Annotated in this window: 15 protein-coding genes and 1 tRNA gene; 6 read left to right on the plus strand and 10 right to left on the minus strand. The window is 71.7% G+C overall.

Annotated elements, in window-relative coordinates; all coding sequences use genetic code 11:
• A partial coding sequence (locus tag H0488_RS16175; RefSeq protein WP_312856382.1) for a Sir2 family NAD-dependent protein deacetylase occupies window positions 1–462 on the minus strand: 462 nt, incomplete at its 3' end.
• 74 nt (window positions 463–536) lie between these two features.
• Here H0488_RS16175 and H0488_RS16180 point away from each other — a divergent pair.
• Entirely contained in the window at window positions 537–1,049 is a 513-nt protein-coding gene (locus tag H0488_RS16180) for a SigE family RNA polymerase sigma factor (RefSeq protein ID WP_183100294.1), read from the plus strand.
• Window positions 1,046–1,705 carry a hypothetical protein gene (locus H0488_RS16185; RefSeq protein ID WP_183100295.1) on the plus strand — a complete coding sequence of 220 codons (660 nt, stop codon included), beginning with the start codon at window positions 1,046–1,048 and terminating at the stop codon, window positions 1,703–1,705. Before H0488_RS16180 ends, H0488_RS16185 begins: the two co-directional genes overlap by 4 nt.
• 14 nt (window positions 1,706–1,719) lie before the next feature.
• Here H0488_RS16185 and H0488_RS16190 read toward each other — a convergent pair whose 3' ends face one another.
• The 4 genes from H0488_RS16190 to H0488_RS16205 form a co-directional block, all read right to left on the minus strand.
• Window positions 1,720–2,283, minus strand: a complete 564-nt coding sequence (locus tag H0488_RS16190) for a protein-L-isoaspartate O-methyltransferase family protein (RefSeq protein WP_183100296.1) — start codon at window positions 2,281–2,283, stop codon at window positions 1,720–1,722.
• A 9-nt stretch (window positions 2,284–2,292) separates the two neighbouring features.
• Window positions 2,293–2,559: a DUF2277 domain-containing protein gene (locus tag H0488_RS16195; protein WP_183100297.1), complete on the minus strand. Its 267-nt coding sequence runs from the start codon at window positions 2,557–2,559 to the stop codon at window positions 2,293–2,295.
• A 531-nt stretch (window positions 2,560–3,090) separates the two neighbouring features.
• Complete coding sequence (locus H0488_RS16200; protein ID WP_183100298.1) at window positions 3,091–5,226, minus strand: beta-propeller domain-containing protein; 2,136 nt, start codon at window positions 5,224–5,226, stop codon at window positions 3,091–3,093.
• Window positions 5,223–5,753: a sigma-70 family RNA polymerase sigma factor gene (locus H0488_RS16205; RefSeq protein ID WP_220794674.1), complete on the minus strand. Its 531-nt coding sequence runs from the start codon at window positions 5,751–5,753 to the stop codon at window positions 5,223–5,225. Before H0488_RS16205 ends, H0488_RS16200 begins: the two co-directional genes overlap by 4 nt.
• Window positions 5,754–5,931: 178 nt before the next feature.
• Here H0488_RS16205 and H0488_RS16210 point away from each other — a divergent pair, with 178 nt between their 5' ends.
• The gene (locus H0488_RS16210; RefSeq protein WP_183100299.1) at window positions 5,932–7,116 is read left to right on the plus strand and encodes a saccharopine dehydrogenase family protein; all 1,185 of its coding nucleotides are present in this window, start codon (window positions 5,932–5,934) and stop codon (window positions 7,114–7,116) included.
• A gap of 9 nt (window positions 7,117–7,125) precedes the next feature.
• On the opposite strand, the gene H0488_RS16215 is transcribed toward H0488_RS16210, so the two are convergent.
• Window positions 7,126–7,500, minus strand: a complete 375-nt coding sequence (locus tag H0488_RS16215; protein ID WP_183100300.1) for a DUF5994 family protein — start codon at window positions 7,498–7,500, stop codon at window positions 7,126–7,128.
• A gap of 110 nt (window positions 7,501–7,610) precedes the next feature.
• A tRNA-Arg gene (locus tag H0488_RS16220) sits at window positions 7,611–7,683 on the minus strand.
• A gap of 178 nt (window positions 7,684–7,861) precedes the next feature.
• On the opposite strand from H0488_RS16220, the gene H0488_RS16225 reads away from it, so the two are divergent.
• Window positions 7,862–9,145, plus strand: coding sequence for an LCP family protein (locus H0488_RS16225; protein WP_183100301.1), 1,284 nt, complete (start codon window positions 7,862–7,864; stop codon window positions 9,143–9,145).
• 18 nt (window positions 9,146–9,163) lie between these two features.
• Window positions 9,164–9,334 (plus strand): hypothetical protein, encoded by a 171-nt coding sequence (locus H0488_RS16230; RefSeq protein WP_183100302.1) that lies wholly within the window; start codon window positions 9,164–9,166, stop codon window positions 9,332–9,334.
• Between the two features lie 35 nt (window positions 9,335–9,369).
• Here the strand turns inward: H0488_RS16230 and H0488_RS16235 are convergent, their stop codons facing one another.
• The 3 genes from H0488_RS16235 to H0488_RS16245 form a co-directional block, all read right to left on the minus strand.
• Window positions 9,370–9,711, minus strand: a complete 342-nt coding sequence (locus H0488_RS16235) for an MscL family protein (RefSeq protein ID WP_183100303.1) — start codon at window positions 9,709–9,711, stop codon at window positions 9,370–9,372.
• Window positions 9,712–9,722: 11 nt separating this feature from the next.
• Entirely contained in the window at window positions 9,723–10,388 is a 666-nt protein-coding gene (gene cpaB, locus H0488_RS16240; RefSeq protein ID WP_183100304.1) for a Flp pilus assembly protein CpaB, read from the minus strand.
• A 75-nt stretch (window positions 10,389–10,463) separates the two neighbouring features.
• A complete protein-coding gene (locus tag H0488_RS16245; RefSeq protein ID WP_183100305.1) occupies window positions 10,464–10,793 on the minus strand; it encodes an FmdB family zinc ribbon protein in 330 nt (109 codons plus the stop codon).
• 88 nt (window positions 10,794–10,881) lie between these two features.
• Between H0488_RS16245 and H0488_RS16250 the strand changes: the two genes are divergently transcribed.
• Entirely contained in the window at window positions 10,882–13,485 is a 2,604-nt protein-coding gene (locus H0488_RS16250) for a penicillin acylase family protein (RefSeq protein ID WP_183100306.1), read from the plus strand.
• Window positions 13,486–13,744: the final 259 nt, after the last annotated feature.

The following is a 13,744-nucleotide window of genomic DNA, read 5'->3' on the forward strand; positions in this document are numbered from 1 at the left end:
GGGGTTGAGCTCGGTCAGCCGCTGTTGCAGGGCGGGGCGCGGCGTCGTACTCCTGCAGGAGAGGCAGACCACGTCGGCGACCCGACCGTGGAGGGCGACCAGGCTCGGGGTCCCGGCGGCCTCGTGGAGGCCGTCGACGTTCTGGGTGATGACCAGGTCGGCGGCGAGCGCGGCGACGGCGCGGTGCCCGGCGTTCGGCACGGCGTGCCCCATCCGCGACCAGCCGAGGTGCGAACGCGCCCAGTAGCGCCGCTGGGCCGAGGGTCCGGAGACGAACTCTTGGAAGGTCATCGGCGCCCGCGCCACGGCGCCCGGACCCCGGTAGTCCGGGATGCCGGAGTCGGTCGACAGGCCCGCGCCGGTGAGCACGACCAGCGGCCGGTCGGCGCACAGCGCGAGCGCCGCCTCTTGCTGGTTGAGGTGCGAGCGCAGCGAGCCTCGAAACCCCTGTGCCGTGGTCACGGCAGCAAGAGTACGGCGACCGCGTGCAACCCCCGTGGGTCCTCGATCCGTTGAAGAGGTGTGAGGGAACGCCTGTGAGCAGCCGCAACCGAGACTCCGAGTTCGCCGACTTCGTCCGCGCGCACCGTGGCTCGCTGATGGCGACCGCGCGGTTGCTGGCCGCTGGTGACCCCCACCTCGCCGAGGACCTGGTGCAGACCTCCCTGATCCGGGTCTACCTGGCCTGGGCCCGGGCGCGGTCGGGCAACCCGGTCGCCTACGCCCGCCGCACCCTCGTCAACTGCAGCACCGACCATCGGCGGCGCGGGTTCACGCGCCGCGAGCACAGCTGGTCCGAGCTGCCGGAGACCGTCGCCCCGGAGGCCGGTGCCGAGGACCTCGACGCCGCCCTGATCGCCGCGCTCGGCACCCTGCCCCCGCGGATGCGCGCCGCGATCGTGCTCCGTCACGTCCACGACCTCTCGGTCGAGGAGACCGCCGACGCGCTCGGGTGCAGCGCCGGCACCGTCAAGAGCCAGACCTCCCGCGGCCTCGACAAGCTCCGCGCCGTCCTCAACGTCCCCACCCTCGAAGGAGACCACCGATGAACGACCTGCTCGACCGCCTCGCCCGCCTCGACGCGACCGGGACCACCCCACCCGACAGCGTCGTCTCCGGCGACCTGACCCGCGCGCATGCCGCGCTCGGCCGCCGCCGGCGGACCCGGGCCGCGGTGGCGGGCGCCGGCCTCACCCTCGGCGTAGGGGCCGCACTCGGCGTCGTGGTCGCCGTCAACGCCGGGGACGACGCCGCGCCGCCGTCGGCCGGACCGACCTCGTCCGACTCCGTCCCTGAGCAGCGCGGCGGCGTCGCGCTCGTCGCCTACACCGGGGCGCAGCCCGAGGGCTTCCTGCTCTCCAAGGTGCCCGAGGGCTACGACGTGCAGGGCTCGGACGCGTTCGTGCTCACCCTCGCGAAGCCAGGCGACGACACCCACCCCCTGAACTTCGAGGGCAAGGTCGTCATCATGCTCGAGTCCCAGGACGCCGCGCAGCAGCTCGGAGACGGTCGCGACGTCACTGTCGGCGGCGAGCCCGGTCGGCTGCAGGGTGCGCCGGGGGAGACCCGGGCGCTGCGGTACTTCCAGGGCGAGCACCTGGTCCTCATCCAGGTCTGGGAGGGCATCGACCTCACCGACGACCAGATCGTCGAGCTCGCCGAGGCGACCACCGCGACCGGCGACGTCCAGGCCGGCGTCGGCTGAGGCGTGCGCCGCGGTCAGTCCTCGATGAGCGGCACGAACAGGTAGCGCCCGTGCTGCTCGACGACAGGACCCTCCGGCGACAGCGCCACCCGCGTCATCACCCCGTCGACCGGCGCCACCAGCACCCCTCCGACAGCCAGCTGCTCGAGGAGGGCGGGCGGCACGGTGTCGGCCGCCGCCGACACCAGGATCCGGTCGTACGGCGCTCCCTCGGGCCACCCCAGCACGCCCGGCTCGGCGTGGCGAACCTCGGCCGCCGGGAACCTGTTGCCGAGGCTGGCCCGGCTCGCTTCCACCAGCTCGGGGATCCGCTCCACGCCGATCACGGAGCCGGTGGGGCCGACCAGGTGGGCGAGGAGCGCGGTGGTCCAGCCGGAGCCGGAGCCGACGTCGAGGACCCGGTCACCGGGGCGGGGATCCAGGAGGAGCAGCATGTTGCGCACCGTGGTGGGCTGGCTGTTGGTGACGCCGTAGCCGATGTCGAGCGCCTGGTCGATGTGGGCGAAGGGGTGTTGCCGGGCGGGGAGGAAGTCGCGCCGGTTCACCGCCGCGAACGCCTCGTCCACCCGTGCTTCCATGGCGTCGGCTCAGCCGTAGCGGAGCTGGGCCCGCTCCCGAGCCTTGGCCGCCTCGACCTCGCGATCCTTGGGCGGCGCGTTGGTCACCAGCGCGTCCAGCAGGTGCTGGGTGGCGTGCGCGACCTCGTGCACGGCGCGGTCGAACGCCTCCTGGTTGGCCTGCGACGGCTTGGTCGTCCCGCTGACCTTGCGCACGTACTGCAGCGCGGCCGCGGCCACCTCGTCGCTCGTCGCAGGCGGCTCGAAGTTGTGGAGGACCCGGATGTTGCGGCACATGCGTCGAGCGTACGCCGAGCGTGTTGGTGGTTTCGAGGCTCGGCCGCGGGCGGCCTCGCACCTCAACCACCGGCGACGACCAACCGCCGGCGGGGCCCCACCCCGCAACTACGACCGGAGGTCGAGGAGGTCGCTCTGCGACCGTCACGAGACCCCTACGACCGGAGGTCGAGGAGGTCGCTGTGCGACCGTCACGAGACCCCTACGACCGGAGGTCGAGGAGGTCGCTCTGCGACCGTCACGAGACCCCTACGACTGGAGGTCGAGGAGGTCGCTCTGCGATCGTCACGAGACCCCTACGACCGGAGGTCGAGGAGGTCGCTCTGCGACCGTCACGAGACCCCTACGACTGGAGGTCGAGGAGGTCGCTCTGCGACCGTCACGAGACCCCTACGACTGGAGGTCGAGGAGGTCGCTGTGCGACCGTCACGAGACCCCTACGACTGGAGGTCGAGGAGGTCGCTCTGCGACCGTCACGAGACCCCTACGACTGGAGGTCGAGGAGGTCGCTCTGCGACCGTCACGAGACCCCTACGAACGGTCGACCAGGTCGAAGAACTCCACGTCCTCGCCGGTGACCAGCACGACCCGCCCGTCGGGCATGGGTACGGCGCGCACCTGGTCGACGTCGTCGCCGTACTCCACCTGGACCATCCGGTTGCGCAGCTCGCCGTCGACGATGTGGAGCACCGACAGGTAGCCGACCCGGCTCCGCCGGTAGTCCTGGATGACGGTCAGCACGGTCCGCTCGTCGTGGATGAAGGTGAACGACCGCGGGTCGGTGCCGGCCAGCGCCTCGGTGCCGCCGGCGTACTGCTGGACGTCCATCCGGCGCAGGTTGGTCAGGTCGGCCACGTTGAACAGCGCCGCCTGCGCACCCCAGCGGCCGCCGCCGACGGGTCCCTCGCCGATCCCGACGAGCCGCTTCGGGCCGAGCGGGTGGAGGTAGGAGGAGAAGCCGGGGATCTTGAGCTCCGCGATCAGCTTCGGCCGCGCCACGTCGGTGAGGTCGATCGCGTAGAGCGGGTCGACCTGGCGGTAGGTCACCAGGAGGGCCAGCCCGTCGAACCAGCGCACCGCCTTGAGGTCCTCGTTGCGGCCGAGCCGGTCGAGTCGTCCGACGTCGACCAGGTCCTCGCGGTTGCGCTCGAGGGTGACGACGGAGTTGAAGTTGCCGGTCTCCGACGTCGGTCCGACCGCCACCCGCAGGACCCCGTCGGCCTCGTCCATCGCCCACCGGTCGGCGACCGAGCCCTCGACCTCGCCCGACGCCACGTGCGTGGCCCGGGTGCCGTCGAGCGCGAAGTCGAACAGGTAGGTGCTGCCGCCCTCGACGCTCGGGATGGTGCGGGTGCCGATGCAGCCGAGGCAGCCGAAGCCGTTGCCCCAGCTCGGGCTCGCGGCCAGGTAGAGGTGGTCGACCGACTCGTAGGCGATGTCGGTCGCCCCGGCGAGGCCGATCGCGTCGACGTCGGCCGGTGCCGCGGCATCGAAGCCGACCACGCTGACCGTGTCGAGGGTGAGCTCGTCGGACGGGATCGCCACGTCGGTGCAGTCGAGCAGCTGCGCCGCCTCGTCGTCGCCCTCGTCGGTGGCTGCGGTGATCGTCGGCAGCCAGTCCTCGATCGTGGACTTCTCGACCTTCGCGCGGTTCTTCGCCAGTGCCGCGCGCTGGCCGAACCTCTTGCCGGGGTGCACGAAGCCGAGCTCAGGGAGCCCGCTCGACAGCACCAGCCGTACGGCGTCGCCGTGCTGGCGCGCGGACAGCAGGCGGGCGTCGTACGACACGTCGCCGACGACCTCCGGCGCCTCGGGGTCAGTGAGCGAGACGGTGAGCACGCGGGTGCCGAGCCGCGCGCCGGAGCCGTACGGCGACCGAGCCCGCGGCGCCTCATCGTCGATGCCGACCGCGACGACCGTGTCGCCGGCGAGCATGATCTCGCCTTCCTCGAGGCCCTCGAGGTCGATCGAGGACAGCTGGTCGGTGCGGTTGCCGGTCACGTCGTAGACGACCAGCTCGTCGTCGCGCAGCCGCAACAGCAGCTCGCCGTCGGTCTTGACCAGGTCGGGCTCGTCGACGCCGATCTCCTGGACGTTGGTGCCGGTGTCGCTGTTCTGCTGGCGCTTGGTAACAGCGGTGCCGAAGGTCGCGCGGTCGTTGGCGGCCTGTTCGGAGTAGCCGAGGTGCAGTTCGGCGAGCACGGAATTGGTGGCCTGCGGTGCACGCAGGCCGGAATCGCTGACCTCATTGACAAGCCTGCCTGACAGCAATGTGTCGCGCCAATAGGGGTTGTACGGCTCATCCCAGCCCCAGGCGGTCACCCGCTGCAGCCCCCGGTCCACATAGGTCTCCAGCAGCTCGTCGCACGACTCGGCCGCCTCCAGATCGGCCTGGAACGCGACATGGCTGGGTGCGGCGCCCGGGGGGTCGCCCGCGCCCCGGTCGGAGTCCGACCCGCCGTCGTCGCCGGCGACCAGGGTTCCGGCCAGGAACGCACCGACGACGCCGGTCGCGATGCCGGCGGTGAGGAGCGGCTTCAGGAGGAAGTGGCGGCGCCTGCCGGGCGCCCCGGCCGACGACGCGGCCTTGCGGCCGGCGCGGAGGATGTCGTGGGTCGGCGCCTTGCCGGTCGGCAGGTCGTCCCAGAGGTCTTCGAGGTCGGTCATCGCGTGCTCCCGCCGGTGATGTCGAGAAGGTGGTCGTTCGCAGCCAGCAGCGCCAGTGACCGCGACAGCCGGCTCTTCACGGTGCCGGGCGGGACGCCGAGGGCCTCCGCGGTCTGTCGCTCGGTGAGCTGGACGAAGTAGCGCAGCACCACGACGTCGCGGTTGGGCTTGGTCAGGCAGGAGAGCGCGCGGTGCACGGCGTCCGCCACGGCGACGGCGTCGGTGGCGTCGGCGGTCGGCGGCATCGTCGTACCGCTGTCCTCCCACGCGCCGGTCGCCGCCCGGTCCTTCCACCACCGGGTGCGCCGGTTGTCGCGCAGGCAGTTGAGGAGCATCCGGTAGACGTAGGCGTCCCGGTTGTCCGCATTGCTGACCTTGTCCCAGCCGGTGTAGCACCGCACGAGCGTGGTCTGGGCGAGGTCCTCCGCCTCGTGGGGCATGGCTCCCAGGAAGACGGCGGCACGCACCAGTGTCGCCCAGGCCTGCTCCACGTAGGCGGCGTACTCCGCCTCGGTGTCTCGATCCACGAACTCTCCGATGCTGCTTGCATGCTGGTTCCGGTGCTGGCTGTTGACCGTATGACGGATCTCCGACCCAGGGAGGTTCCATTTGGTCCCGGACGTCTTCGTTGGTCGAGGAGGTCGCACAGCGACCGTCACGAGACCTCCTCGACCAGCGCCTCACGGGAGTGGGACGATGGCCGGCATGGCTCAGGCATCCGGCTCCCCCCGCACCTACGACGTCGTCCTCCTCGGAGCCACCGGGTTCACCGGTGGCCTGACCGCCGACTACCTGGCGGCGCACGCACCCGCCGGCCTGCGGTGGGCGATCGCCGGGCGCAGCAAGGAGAAGCTGGAGGCGGTCCGCGACCGCCTCGGTGTCGACGTCGACCTGGTCGTCGTCGACTCCTCCGACGAGGCCGGGCTGCGTGAGATGGCGGCGCAGACCAAGGTCGTCGCGACGACCGTCGGCCCCTACCTCGAGTACGGCGCCCCGCTGGTCGCCGCGTGCGCGCAGGAGGGCACCGACTACGTCGACCTCACCGGCGAGCCCGAGTTCGTGGACCGGATGTACGTCGACCACCAGGCCACCGCCGAGGCCTCCGGCGCCCGGCTCGTGCACTGCTGCGGCTTCGACTCGATCCCGCACGACCTGGGCGCCTACTTCACGATCCAGCAGCTGGCCGACGCGGTCGGGGGCGAGATCACGACGCCCGTGACGATGCGCGGCGTGGCGCGCTCGAACGGCACGTTCTCCGGCGGCACCTTCCACTCCGCGCTCAACGCGTTCTCCCGCGTACGGCAGATGCGCGAGGCGATGCAGGCCCGCAAGCGGCTCGAGCCGCGTCCCGAGGGCCGCCGCTCCCGCGCCGTCTCCGGCAAGCCGATGCGCGACTCGGTGCTCGGCTACTGGCTGGTGCCGCTGCCGACGATCGACCCGTTCGTGGTGGCGCGCAGCGGGGCGGCGCTGGCGTCGTACGGCCCGGACTTCCGCTACTCCCACTACGCCGGCACCAAGACCGTGCGCTACGCAGCCGGCGGCGCGGTGGGGGCCAGTGCGCTGGCGCTGGCCGCGCAGGTGCCGCCGGTGCGCAACCTGCTCAAGTCGCGGGTGCCGCAGGGCACCGGGCCGTCCGAGAAGCGGCGCGAGAAGGCGTGGTTCACCGTGGAGTTCGTGGCCGAGACCGCCGGCACGACGGTCCGTACGAAGGTGTCCGGCGGCGACCCCGGCTACACCGAGACCGCGAAGATGCTGGCCGAGTCGGCGCTGTGCCTCGCGCTCGACGACAACCCGCCCACCTCCGGACAGGTGACGACCGCCCAGGCCATGGGTGACGCGCTGCTGACGCGGCTGGAGGCGGCCGGCATCACGTTCGAGCGGGTCGGCTGACCGGCCGGGTCACGACCGGAACGTGCTGACGAAGTCCATCCGCTTCCAGGTCGAGTGCGGGTTGCTGGCCTCGCCGAGGAGCTCGGCGGCGACCGATGCCGTCGTCTCGGGCGGGATCATCAGCAGCCGGCAGCTCGAGCGGTCGCTCAGGATCAGGACGAGCGTGCGGGTGCGGTAGCGCGTCGGTACGGCGCTCTCGCTCTGGTCCCAGCCCTCGTGGATGTAGGAGTAGCGAAGGATCTTCGGCTGGTCCGCGGGCCAGCGACGGATGAGCTCCTGGAGCTCGTGGTCCACGCCGTGGCCGGCGGGCCACCAGCCCCCGCCGTACGGACGGTTGGTGAGGTCGGCCTGGAGCTGGAGCTTGGGTGAAGCGATGACGGCCATGGCGGCCTCTCAACGGCCGGCGTTAACCGCTGCACCTCGACGAGGTGCCGGAGACGACCGTCCCTCCAAGGTACACCGCTGCGCGCGGGGTCCCGAGTCCTCGCGACGGGTGCCCCCGGCCAGAGTCGAACTGGCGACCTTTCGCTTAGGAGGCGGCTGCTCTATCCACTGAGCTACGGGGGCCTCGACCGAAGATTCTGGCAGGTGAGCGCGCTCCCGACGGAATCCGGTCCGCGTGTGATTCGTGCAACCGCCCACCGGAACCGCACAATGGGACGTGGGGGTCGGCTTGGGCGCCCCTCGTACCGTGGACGCGCGACGGAGCGCTGCCCTAGCCGCACACGCATGACCAGGTGAGATCTTGACCGAGACCCCCGACGCCGACGGCCCCACCCCCGGTGGCCCCGACGGCAGCCGGAAGGCGCAAGCCCGTCGTACGACGGCGTCGCTGACGAACCGCAAGGTCGCCGGCAAGCGGCGCCTGCGCAAGCCGCACACCGTCGCGAAGGTCATCACCGCGACCCTGCTCGCCCTCGGGGTCGCGACCGCGGGGTCCGTCGTGCTCGCCTACAACAACTGGAACGACAACCTCCAGCACGTCGACGTCTCGAAGCAGCTGAAGAACCGCCCGCCGAAGATGAAGGCCGAGGGGCCGCAGGAGCCGATCAACGTCCTCGTCCTGGGCTCCGACACCCGCGAGGGTGAGAACAACATCGACGGTCTCACCGGCGACGGCGAGCGCTCCGACACCACGATCATGCTGCACCTGTCCGCCGACCGGAAGCGTGCCTACGGCATCAGCATCCCGCGCGACACCCTCGTCGACCGGCCCACCTGCTACGACGAGGACGAGAACCCGATACCGGGCGCGCAGGACGTGATGTGGAACGAGGCGTTCTCGGTCGGTGGCGCCGCGTGCACGATCCAGCAGTTCGAGCAGGTCACCGGCGTCCGGATCGACAACTACGTCGTGATCGACTTCCAGGGCTTCAAGGACATGGTCAACGCCCTCGACGGCGTCGAGGTCTGCATCCCCGAGGACATCGAGGACCCCGAGCACGGCATCACGCTCAAGGCCGGCACCCGCGAGATCCGCGACGACGAGGCGCTCAGCTACGTCCGGGTCCGCCACGTGGGCGACGGCACCGACCCGCAGCGGATCCGCCGCCAGCAGGCGTTCATGGCCGCCATGATCAACAAGGCGATCTCCGCCGGCATGCTGGTCCGCCCCGACCGGATGGTGTCGTTCCTCAACGCGATGACCGACTCCATCCAGACCGACTACGACAACATCGCCGAGCTCGCCGACCTCGGCCGCAGCTTCCAGGGCATCGGCCTCGACAACATCAAGTTCGTGACCACGCCGTGGGTCTACTCCACCGCGCAGGTCGGTCGGGTCGAGTGGACCGACCGGGTCGACGAGCTCTGGCAGCTGGTGCTCGACGACAAGCCCCTCAGTCAGGAGTTCGCCAGCGACTCGATCAGCGCCGCCGACGATCCCGAGGGCTCCAGCACGCCCACGGGCGAGGCCGAGCAGACGGACGCGACCGAGACCACGGACGCCACCGACGGCGGCGGCAGGAACAACCGCGACGACGAGGGCCTCTCCGACGAGGCGCGCGAGAGCGCCGGGCTCTGCACATGAGCAGGACGTGAGCGACGCATGAGCAAGAAGCGCGAGACCGACTGGGAGCGGCGCAAGCGGCTCGCCGAGGTGTTCGGCGACGTCCTGCCCGACACGACCAGCGACGAGCGCGAGCCGGAGCCTCCGGCGGGTGACGAGTCCGCCAGTGATCGCTGGCTCAAGTCACAGGTGCCGCCTCACCACGGGTGAGACGGCCGCCGGGTGTGCCGGTCTTGTGCGGTCGTTCAGGCGCGATGCGCGAGCGAGTCGCGGATCTCGGTGAGCAGGTCGATCTCCGTCGGCCCGCTGGCCTCGGCGGGGAAGAACCGCTCCTTGGCCCTGGTGTAGGGCACCACGATCACGAAGTACACGATCGCGCCCATGATCACGAACGCGATGAGCGCGTTCATGAAGGCCCCGAACGAGTTCTCCTCGTTGCTGAAGATGTTGTCGACGCCCTTCGGCAGCTGATTGGTGACCCACGCGACGAAGGTCGTGACGACGGTGGCGAACGCCGCCGCCATGATGAAGGCGACCGCGACCTCGATGAGGTTTCCGCGGAAGAGGAAGTTCTTGAACCCGGACATGGTGCAGAAGCCTAGCGGCTCGCCCAGGCATACGTCACGAACGCCGTCACCGCCGCCGCCGTGACGTCGGTCAGCGCCGACGCGGGGATACCGACGACGACCAGCCGCCCGGTGAGCGCGTCCGGCGCCTCCTGGTCGGGCATCGGTACGGCGAGCACGACGACTCCGCTGGCGACGACCTCGGTCGTGCGGGACTCGGGGTCGGTGGCGAGCAGGTCGATCGCGTCGCCGACCGTCAGCAGCCCGGCCTGGGCGGCGTCCGAGAGGCGCACGGGGACCGCGACGGTCCCAGGGGAGCCGGACGCGAGCCCGGGCCCGACCAGGCGCACGTCGGTGATCGGCTCGCCGGCCCGCACCGGCGCGGCCAGGATCGTGCCCGCGGCAACCGCCGGGTCGCTCAGCGCCTCGTCGGGCACGCCGTCCGGCGGCAGCGCGCGGAGGGCGAGGTCATCCGCTGCGAGCACGGCCCCGGCCGGCAGGTCGTCGGTCGCCACCAGCACCTCGACCGTCGGCTCCGGCGGCGGCGCCGTGGCCCGCAGCCCGGCGCCGACCGCGCCGATCGTGCACAGCACGGCGAGCAGGCGGCGCCGTCGCAGCAGGGTTCGGCGGGCGGAGGTCAGCCGGTCGCCCAGCCGGTCGGGCAGTCGTGCGCGGAAGGAGGGGTCCCGAGTGGCCATGGAGCGACGCTAGGAGCCCGCCGTACGACGGCGCGCCCCTGCGGGCGGTTGTCCACAGGGTCCGACGCGGGAGGGTCAGCTGGCGGCGGTGGCGGGGGTGCTGCTGCTCGAGGAGCTCGAGGTCGAGCTGGACGAGCTGGCCGAGGAGCTGGAGGAGCTCGACGAGTCGGAGGAGCTGCTCGCGGACGCGGCCGGCGCGCTCGTCGACGGCTCGCTCGCCGTGCTCTTGCCGCGGCTGTCGGTGCGGTAGAAGCCCGAGCCCTTGAACACCACGCCCACGGCGTTGAAGAGCTTGCGCAGCTTGCCGGAGCACTCCGGGCAGACGGTCAGCGCGTCGTCGCTGAAGCTCTGGAACTGCTCGAAGGCGTGGCCGCAGTCGGTGCAGGCGTACTGGTACGTGGGCATCGGATCTCCGCAGTGAGGCTTAGCACTCTCGTGTTACGACTGCCAATAGTACGTCAGTGCGGGGGCAACCGGCACAATGACGACCACCATGACCGATGCCCTCCGCCGCTTTCGCGACTGGCCGGCGCCGCTGCGCTGGACGACGTACGTCGCTGTGGCCCTGACGCTCGTCCTCGTCCTCGTGCTGCTGGCGTCGGTCGGCGTCGTCCGCCGCTCGTGGCCGCAGACCGACGGTGAGCTCGAGGTCGCCGGGCTGGAGGGCGAGGTCGAGGTGCTCCGGGACGAGCACGGGATCCCGCAGATCTACGCCGACTCCGTGCACGACCTGGTGCTCGCGCAGGGGTTCGTGCACGCACAGGACCGGTTCTTCGAGATGGACGTCCGCCGGCACGCGACCGCCGGCCGGCTCGCCGAGCTCTTCGGCGAGGACGCCGTCGAGACCGACCGGGTTGTGCGGACCCTCGGGTGGCGCCAGGTCGCGGAGCAGGAGCTGACCCTGCTCGAGCCGCGCACCCGCGCGCTCATGGACGCCTACGCGGAGGGCGTGAACGCCTATCTCGACGACCGCGGGCTGTCCGAGATCTCGCTGGAGTACGCCGTCCTCGACCTCTCCGGTCTCGACTACAGCCCCGAGGACTGGACCGCCGTCGACTCCCTCGCCTGGCTCAAGGCGATGGCGTGGGACCTCAAGGGCAACCTCGAGGAGGAGATCGAGCGGGCGCTGACGATCGGCGCGGTCGGCGCGGAGCGCACCAACCAGCTGTTCCCGCCGTACCCCTACGACGAGCACCCGCCCATCGTCGAGCAGGGCGCCGTCGTCGACGGGGTGTACGAGCAGGACGCGACGGCACCCGGCACCCGGCTGCCGCAACGGCCGCCGCTGGGGCCGCGGGTGCAGGACGCGCTGGTCGACGTGCAGGCCGCGGTCGACGAGGTGCCGGCGCTGCTGGGCGAGGGCGACGGCATCGGTAGCAACGCCTGGGCCGTCGACGGCGAGCTCACCGCGAGTGGCGCGCCGATCCTCGCCAACGACCCCCACCTCGGGATCTCGCTGCCCGGCGTGTGGACGCAGGTCGGGCTGCACTGCCGCGAGGTCTCCGAGGACTGCCCGCTCGACGTGGCCGGCTTCAGCTTCTCCGGGGTGCCGGGAGTGGTCATCGGTCACAACGCCGACATCGCCTGGGGCTTCACCAACCTGGCGCCCGACACCACCGACCTCTACGTGGAGCGGGTGCGCGGCGACCGCTGGCTGCACGACGGTCGCAGCCGCGCGCTGATCGTCCGCGAGGAGACGATCGAGGTGCGCGGGGGCGAGGACGTCACCCTGCGGGTGCGGTCGACCTCCCACGGGCCGCTGCTCTCCGACCTCGACGGCGAGCTCGGCGACCTGGTGGTGGATGCGGGCGAAGCGGGCGACGTACCTGCCGAGACCGTGCGGTGGGACCACGAGGTCGCCCTGGCGTGGACCGCGCTCGACCCGCAGCCGACGGCCGACGCCCTCTACGCGCTCAACCTGGCCACCGACTGGACGTCCTTCCGCGCCGCGCTCGCCGACTTCGCGGTGCCGGGCCAGAACGTCGTCTACGCCGACACCGACGGCCACATCGGCTACCAGGCGACCGGGCGGGTGCCCATCCGCAAGTCCGGCAACGACGGGCTGCTGCCGGCGGCGGGGTGGCTGGCCGAGAACGACTGGACCGGCGAGTACGTGCCGTACGACGCGCTGCCCAACGTGCTCGACCCCGAGTCCGGCAAGGTGGTGACCGCCAACCAGGCGGTCGTCGACGACGCCGACGGCTACCCGTACTACCTCACCGACGACTGGGACCGCGGCTACCGCTCCTCCCGGATCGGCGAGCTGCTCGAGACCGCGACATCGGGCACGGACTCGCTCGACCTCGACGACATGGCGGAGATCCAGACCGACGACCGCAACCCGATGGCGCCGGTGCTGACGCCGTACCTCCTGGACCTCCCGCTGCCGCCCGGCTACGACTCGGACGGGCAGCGGCTGCTGCGCGACTGGAACTTCCGCCAGGGCGCCGGCAGCGCGGCCGCCGCCTACTACAACGTGGTCTGGCGCGAGCTCCTCGCGCGCACCTTCCACGACGAGCTGACCGGCGACCTGCGGCCGAACGGCGGACAGCGCTGGTTCGCCGCGGTCACCGAGCTGCTCACCCGGCCGGGCGACCGCTGGTGGGACGACGTCGAGACCGAGGACCGGGTCGAGACCCGCGACGACGTCCTCGAGGCGTCGCTGCTCGCGGCCCGCGACGTGCTGACGGCGCGGCAGTCGCCCAACGAGGAGGAGTGGACCTGGGGTGCGCTGCACCGGCTCGAGCTGCGGTCCTCGACCCTCGGCGAGTCCGGGATCGGCGCCATCGAGCGGCTCTTCAACCGTGGCGGGTGGCGGATCGGCGGCGGCGGCGCCATCCCGAACGCGACCGGGTGGGACGCGCGCGAGGGCTACGACGTGCTCACCGCGCCGTCGATGCGGATGGTGATCCCGCTCGACGACCTCGACGACGCCCGGTGGATCAACCTGACCGGTGTCTCCGGCCACGCCTTCCACCCGAACTACACCGACCAGACCGACCTGTTCGTCGAGGGCGAGACGCTGCCCTGGGCGTTCTCCGCCGACGCCGTCGAGGACGCCGCCGAGGACACGCTCACCCTGGTCCCCGAGGACTGACCCCGGTCTCGTGACGGTCGCCAGGGCGACCTCCTCGACCAGCGGGAGTAGCCGCCACCGTAGGTCGAGGAGGTTGCGCAGCAACCGTCACGAGGCCGGAGGTGGTCAGAAGCGCACGATGCCGTCGGGCGTCGCGGCGGCGGTGACCGGACGGTCGTGCGGCTCGACGGGGACGCGACGGCCGGTCTCGTCGGCGTAGAGCAGGACGCAGGTGAAGGTGCCGAGGGGGACCCGGGCGAGCACCCGGTCGTAGGAGCCG

Source organism: Nocardioides pelophilus, from assembly GCF_014180685.1.
GTDB classification, from domain to species: domain Bacteria; phylum Actinomycetota; class Actinomycetes; order Propionibacteriales; family Nocardioidaceae; genus Nocardioides; species Nocardioides pelophilus.

Excerpts from the sequence above, each read along its gene's own strand:
- H0488_RS16185 (WP_183100295.1), top strand. The coding sequence starts at position 1,046 with ATGAACGACCTGCTCGACCGCCTCGCCCGCCTCGACGCGACCGGGACC.
- H0488_RS16190 (WP_183100296.1), bottom strand. The coding sequence starts at position 2,283 with ATGGAAGCACGGGTGGACGAGGCGTTCGCGGCGGTGAACCGGCGCGAC.
- H0488_RS16195 (WP_183100297.1), bottom strand. The coding sequence starts at position 2,559 with ATGTGCCGCAACATCCGGGTCCTCCACAACTTCGAGCCGCCTGCGACG.
- H0488_RS16200 (WP_183100298.1), bottom strand. The coding sequence starts at position 5,226 with ATGACCGACCTCGAAGACCTCTGGGACGACCTGCCGACCGGCAAGGCG.
- H0488_RS16210 (WP_183100299.1), top strand. The coding sequence starts at position 5,932 with ATGGCTCAGGCATCCGGCTCCCCCCGCACCTACGACGTCGTCCTCCTC.
- H0488_RS16215 (WP_183100300.1), bottom strand. The coding sequence starts at position 7,500 with ATGGCCGTCATCGCTTCACCCAAGCTCCAGCTCCAGGCCGACCTCACC.
- H0488_RS16230 (WP_183100302.1), top strand. The coding sequence starts at position 9,164 with ATGAGCAAGAAGCGCGAGACCGACTGGGAGCGGCGCAAGCGGCTCGCC.
- H0488_RS16235 (WP_183100303.1), bottom strand. The coding sequence starts at position 9,711 with ATGTCCGGGTTCAAGAACTTCCTCTTCCGCGGAAACCTCATCGAGGTC.
- cpaB (WP_183100304.1), bottom strand. The coding sequence starts at position 10,388 with ATGGCCACTCGGGACCCCTCCTTCCGCGCACGACTGCCCGACCGGCTG.
- H0488_RS16245 (WP_183100305.1), bottom strand. The coding sequence starts at position 10,793 with ATGCCCACGTACCAGTACGCCTGCACCGACTGCGGCCACGCCTTCGAG.
- H0488_RS16250 (WP_183100306.1), top strand. The coding sequence starts at position 10,882 with ATGACCGATGCCCTCCGCCGCTTTCGCGACTGGCCGGCGCCGCTGCGC.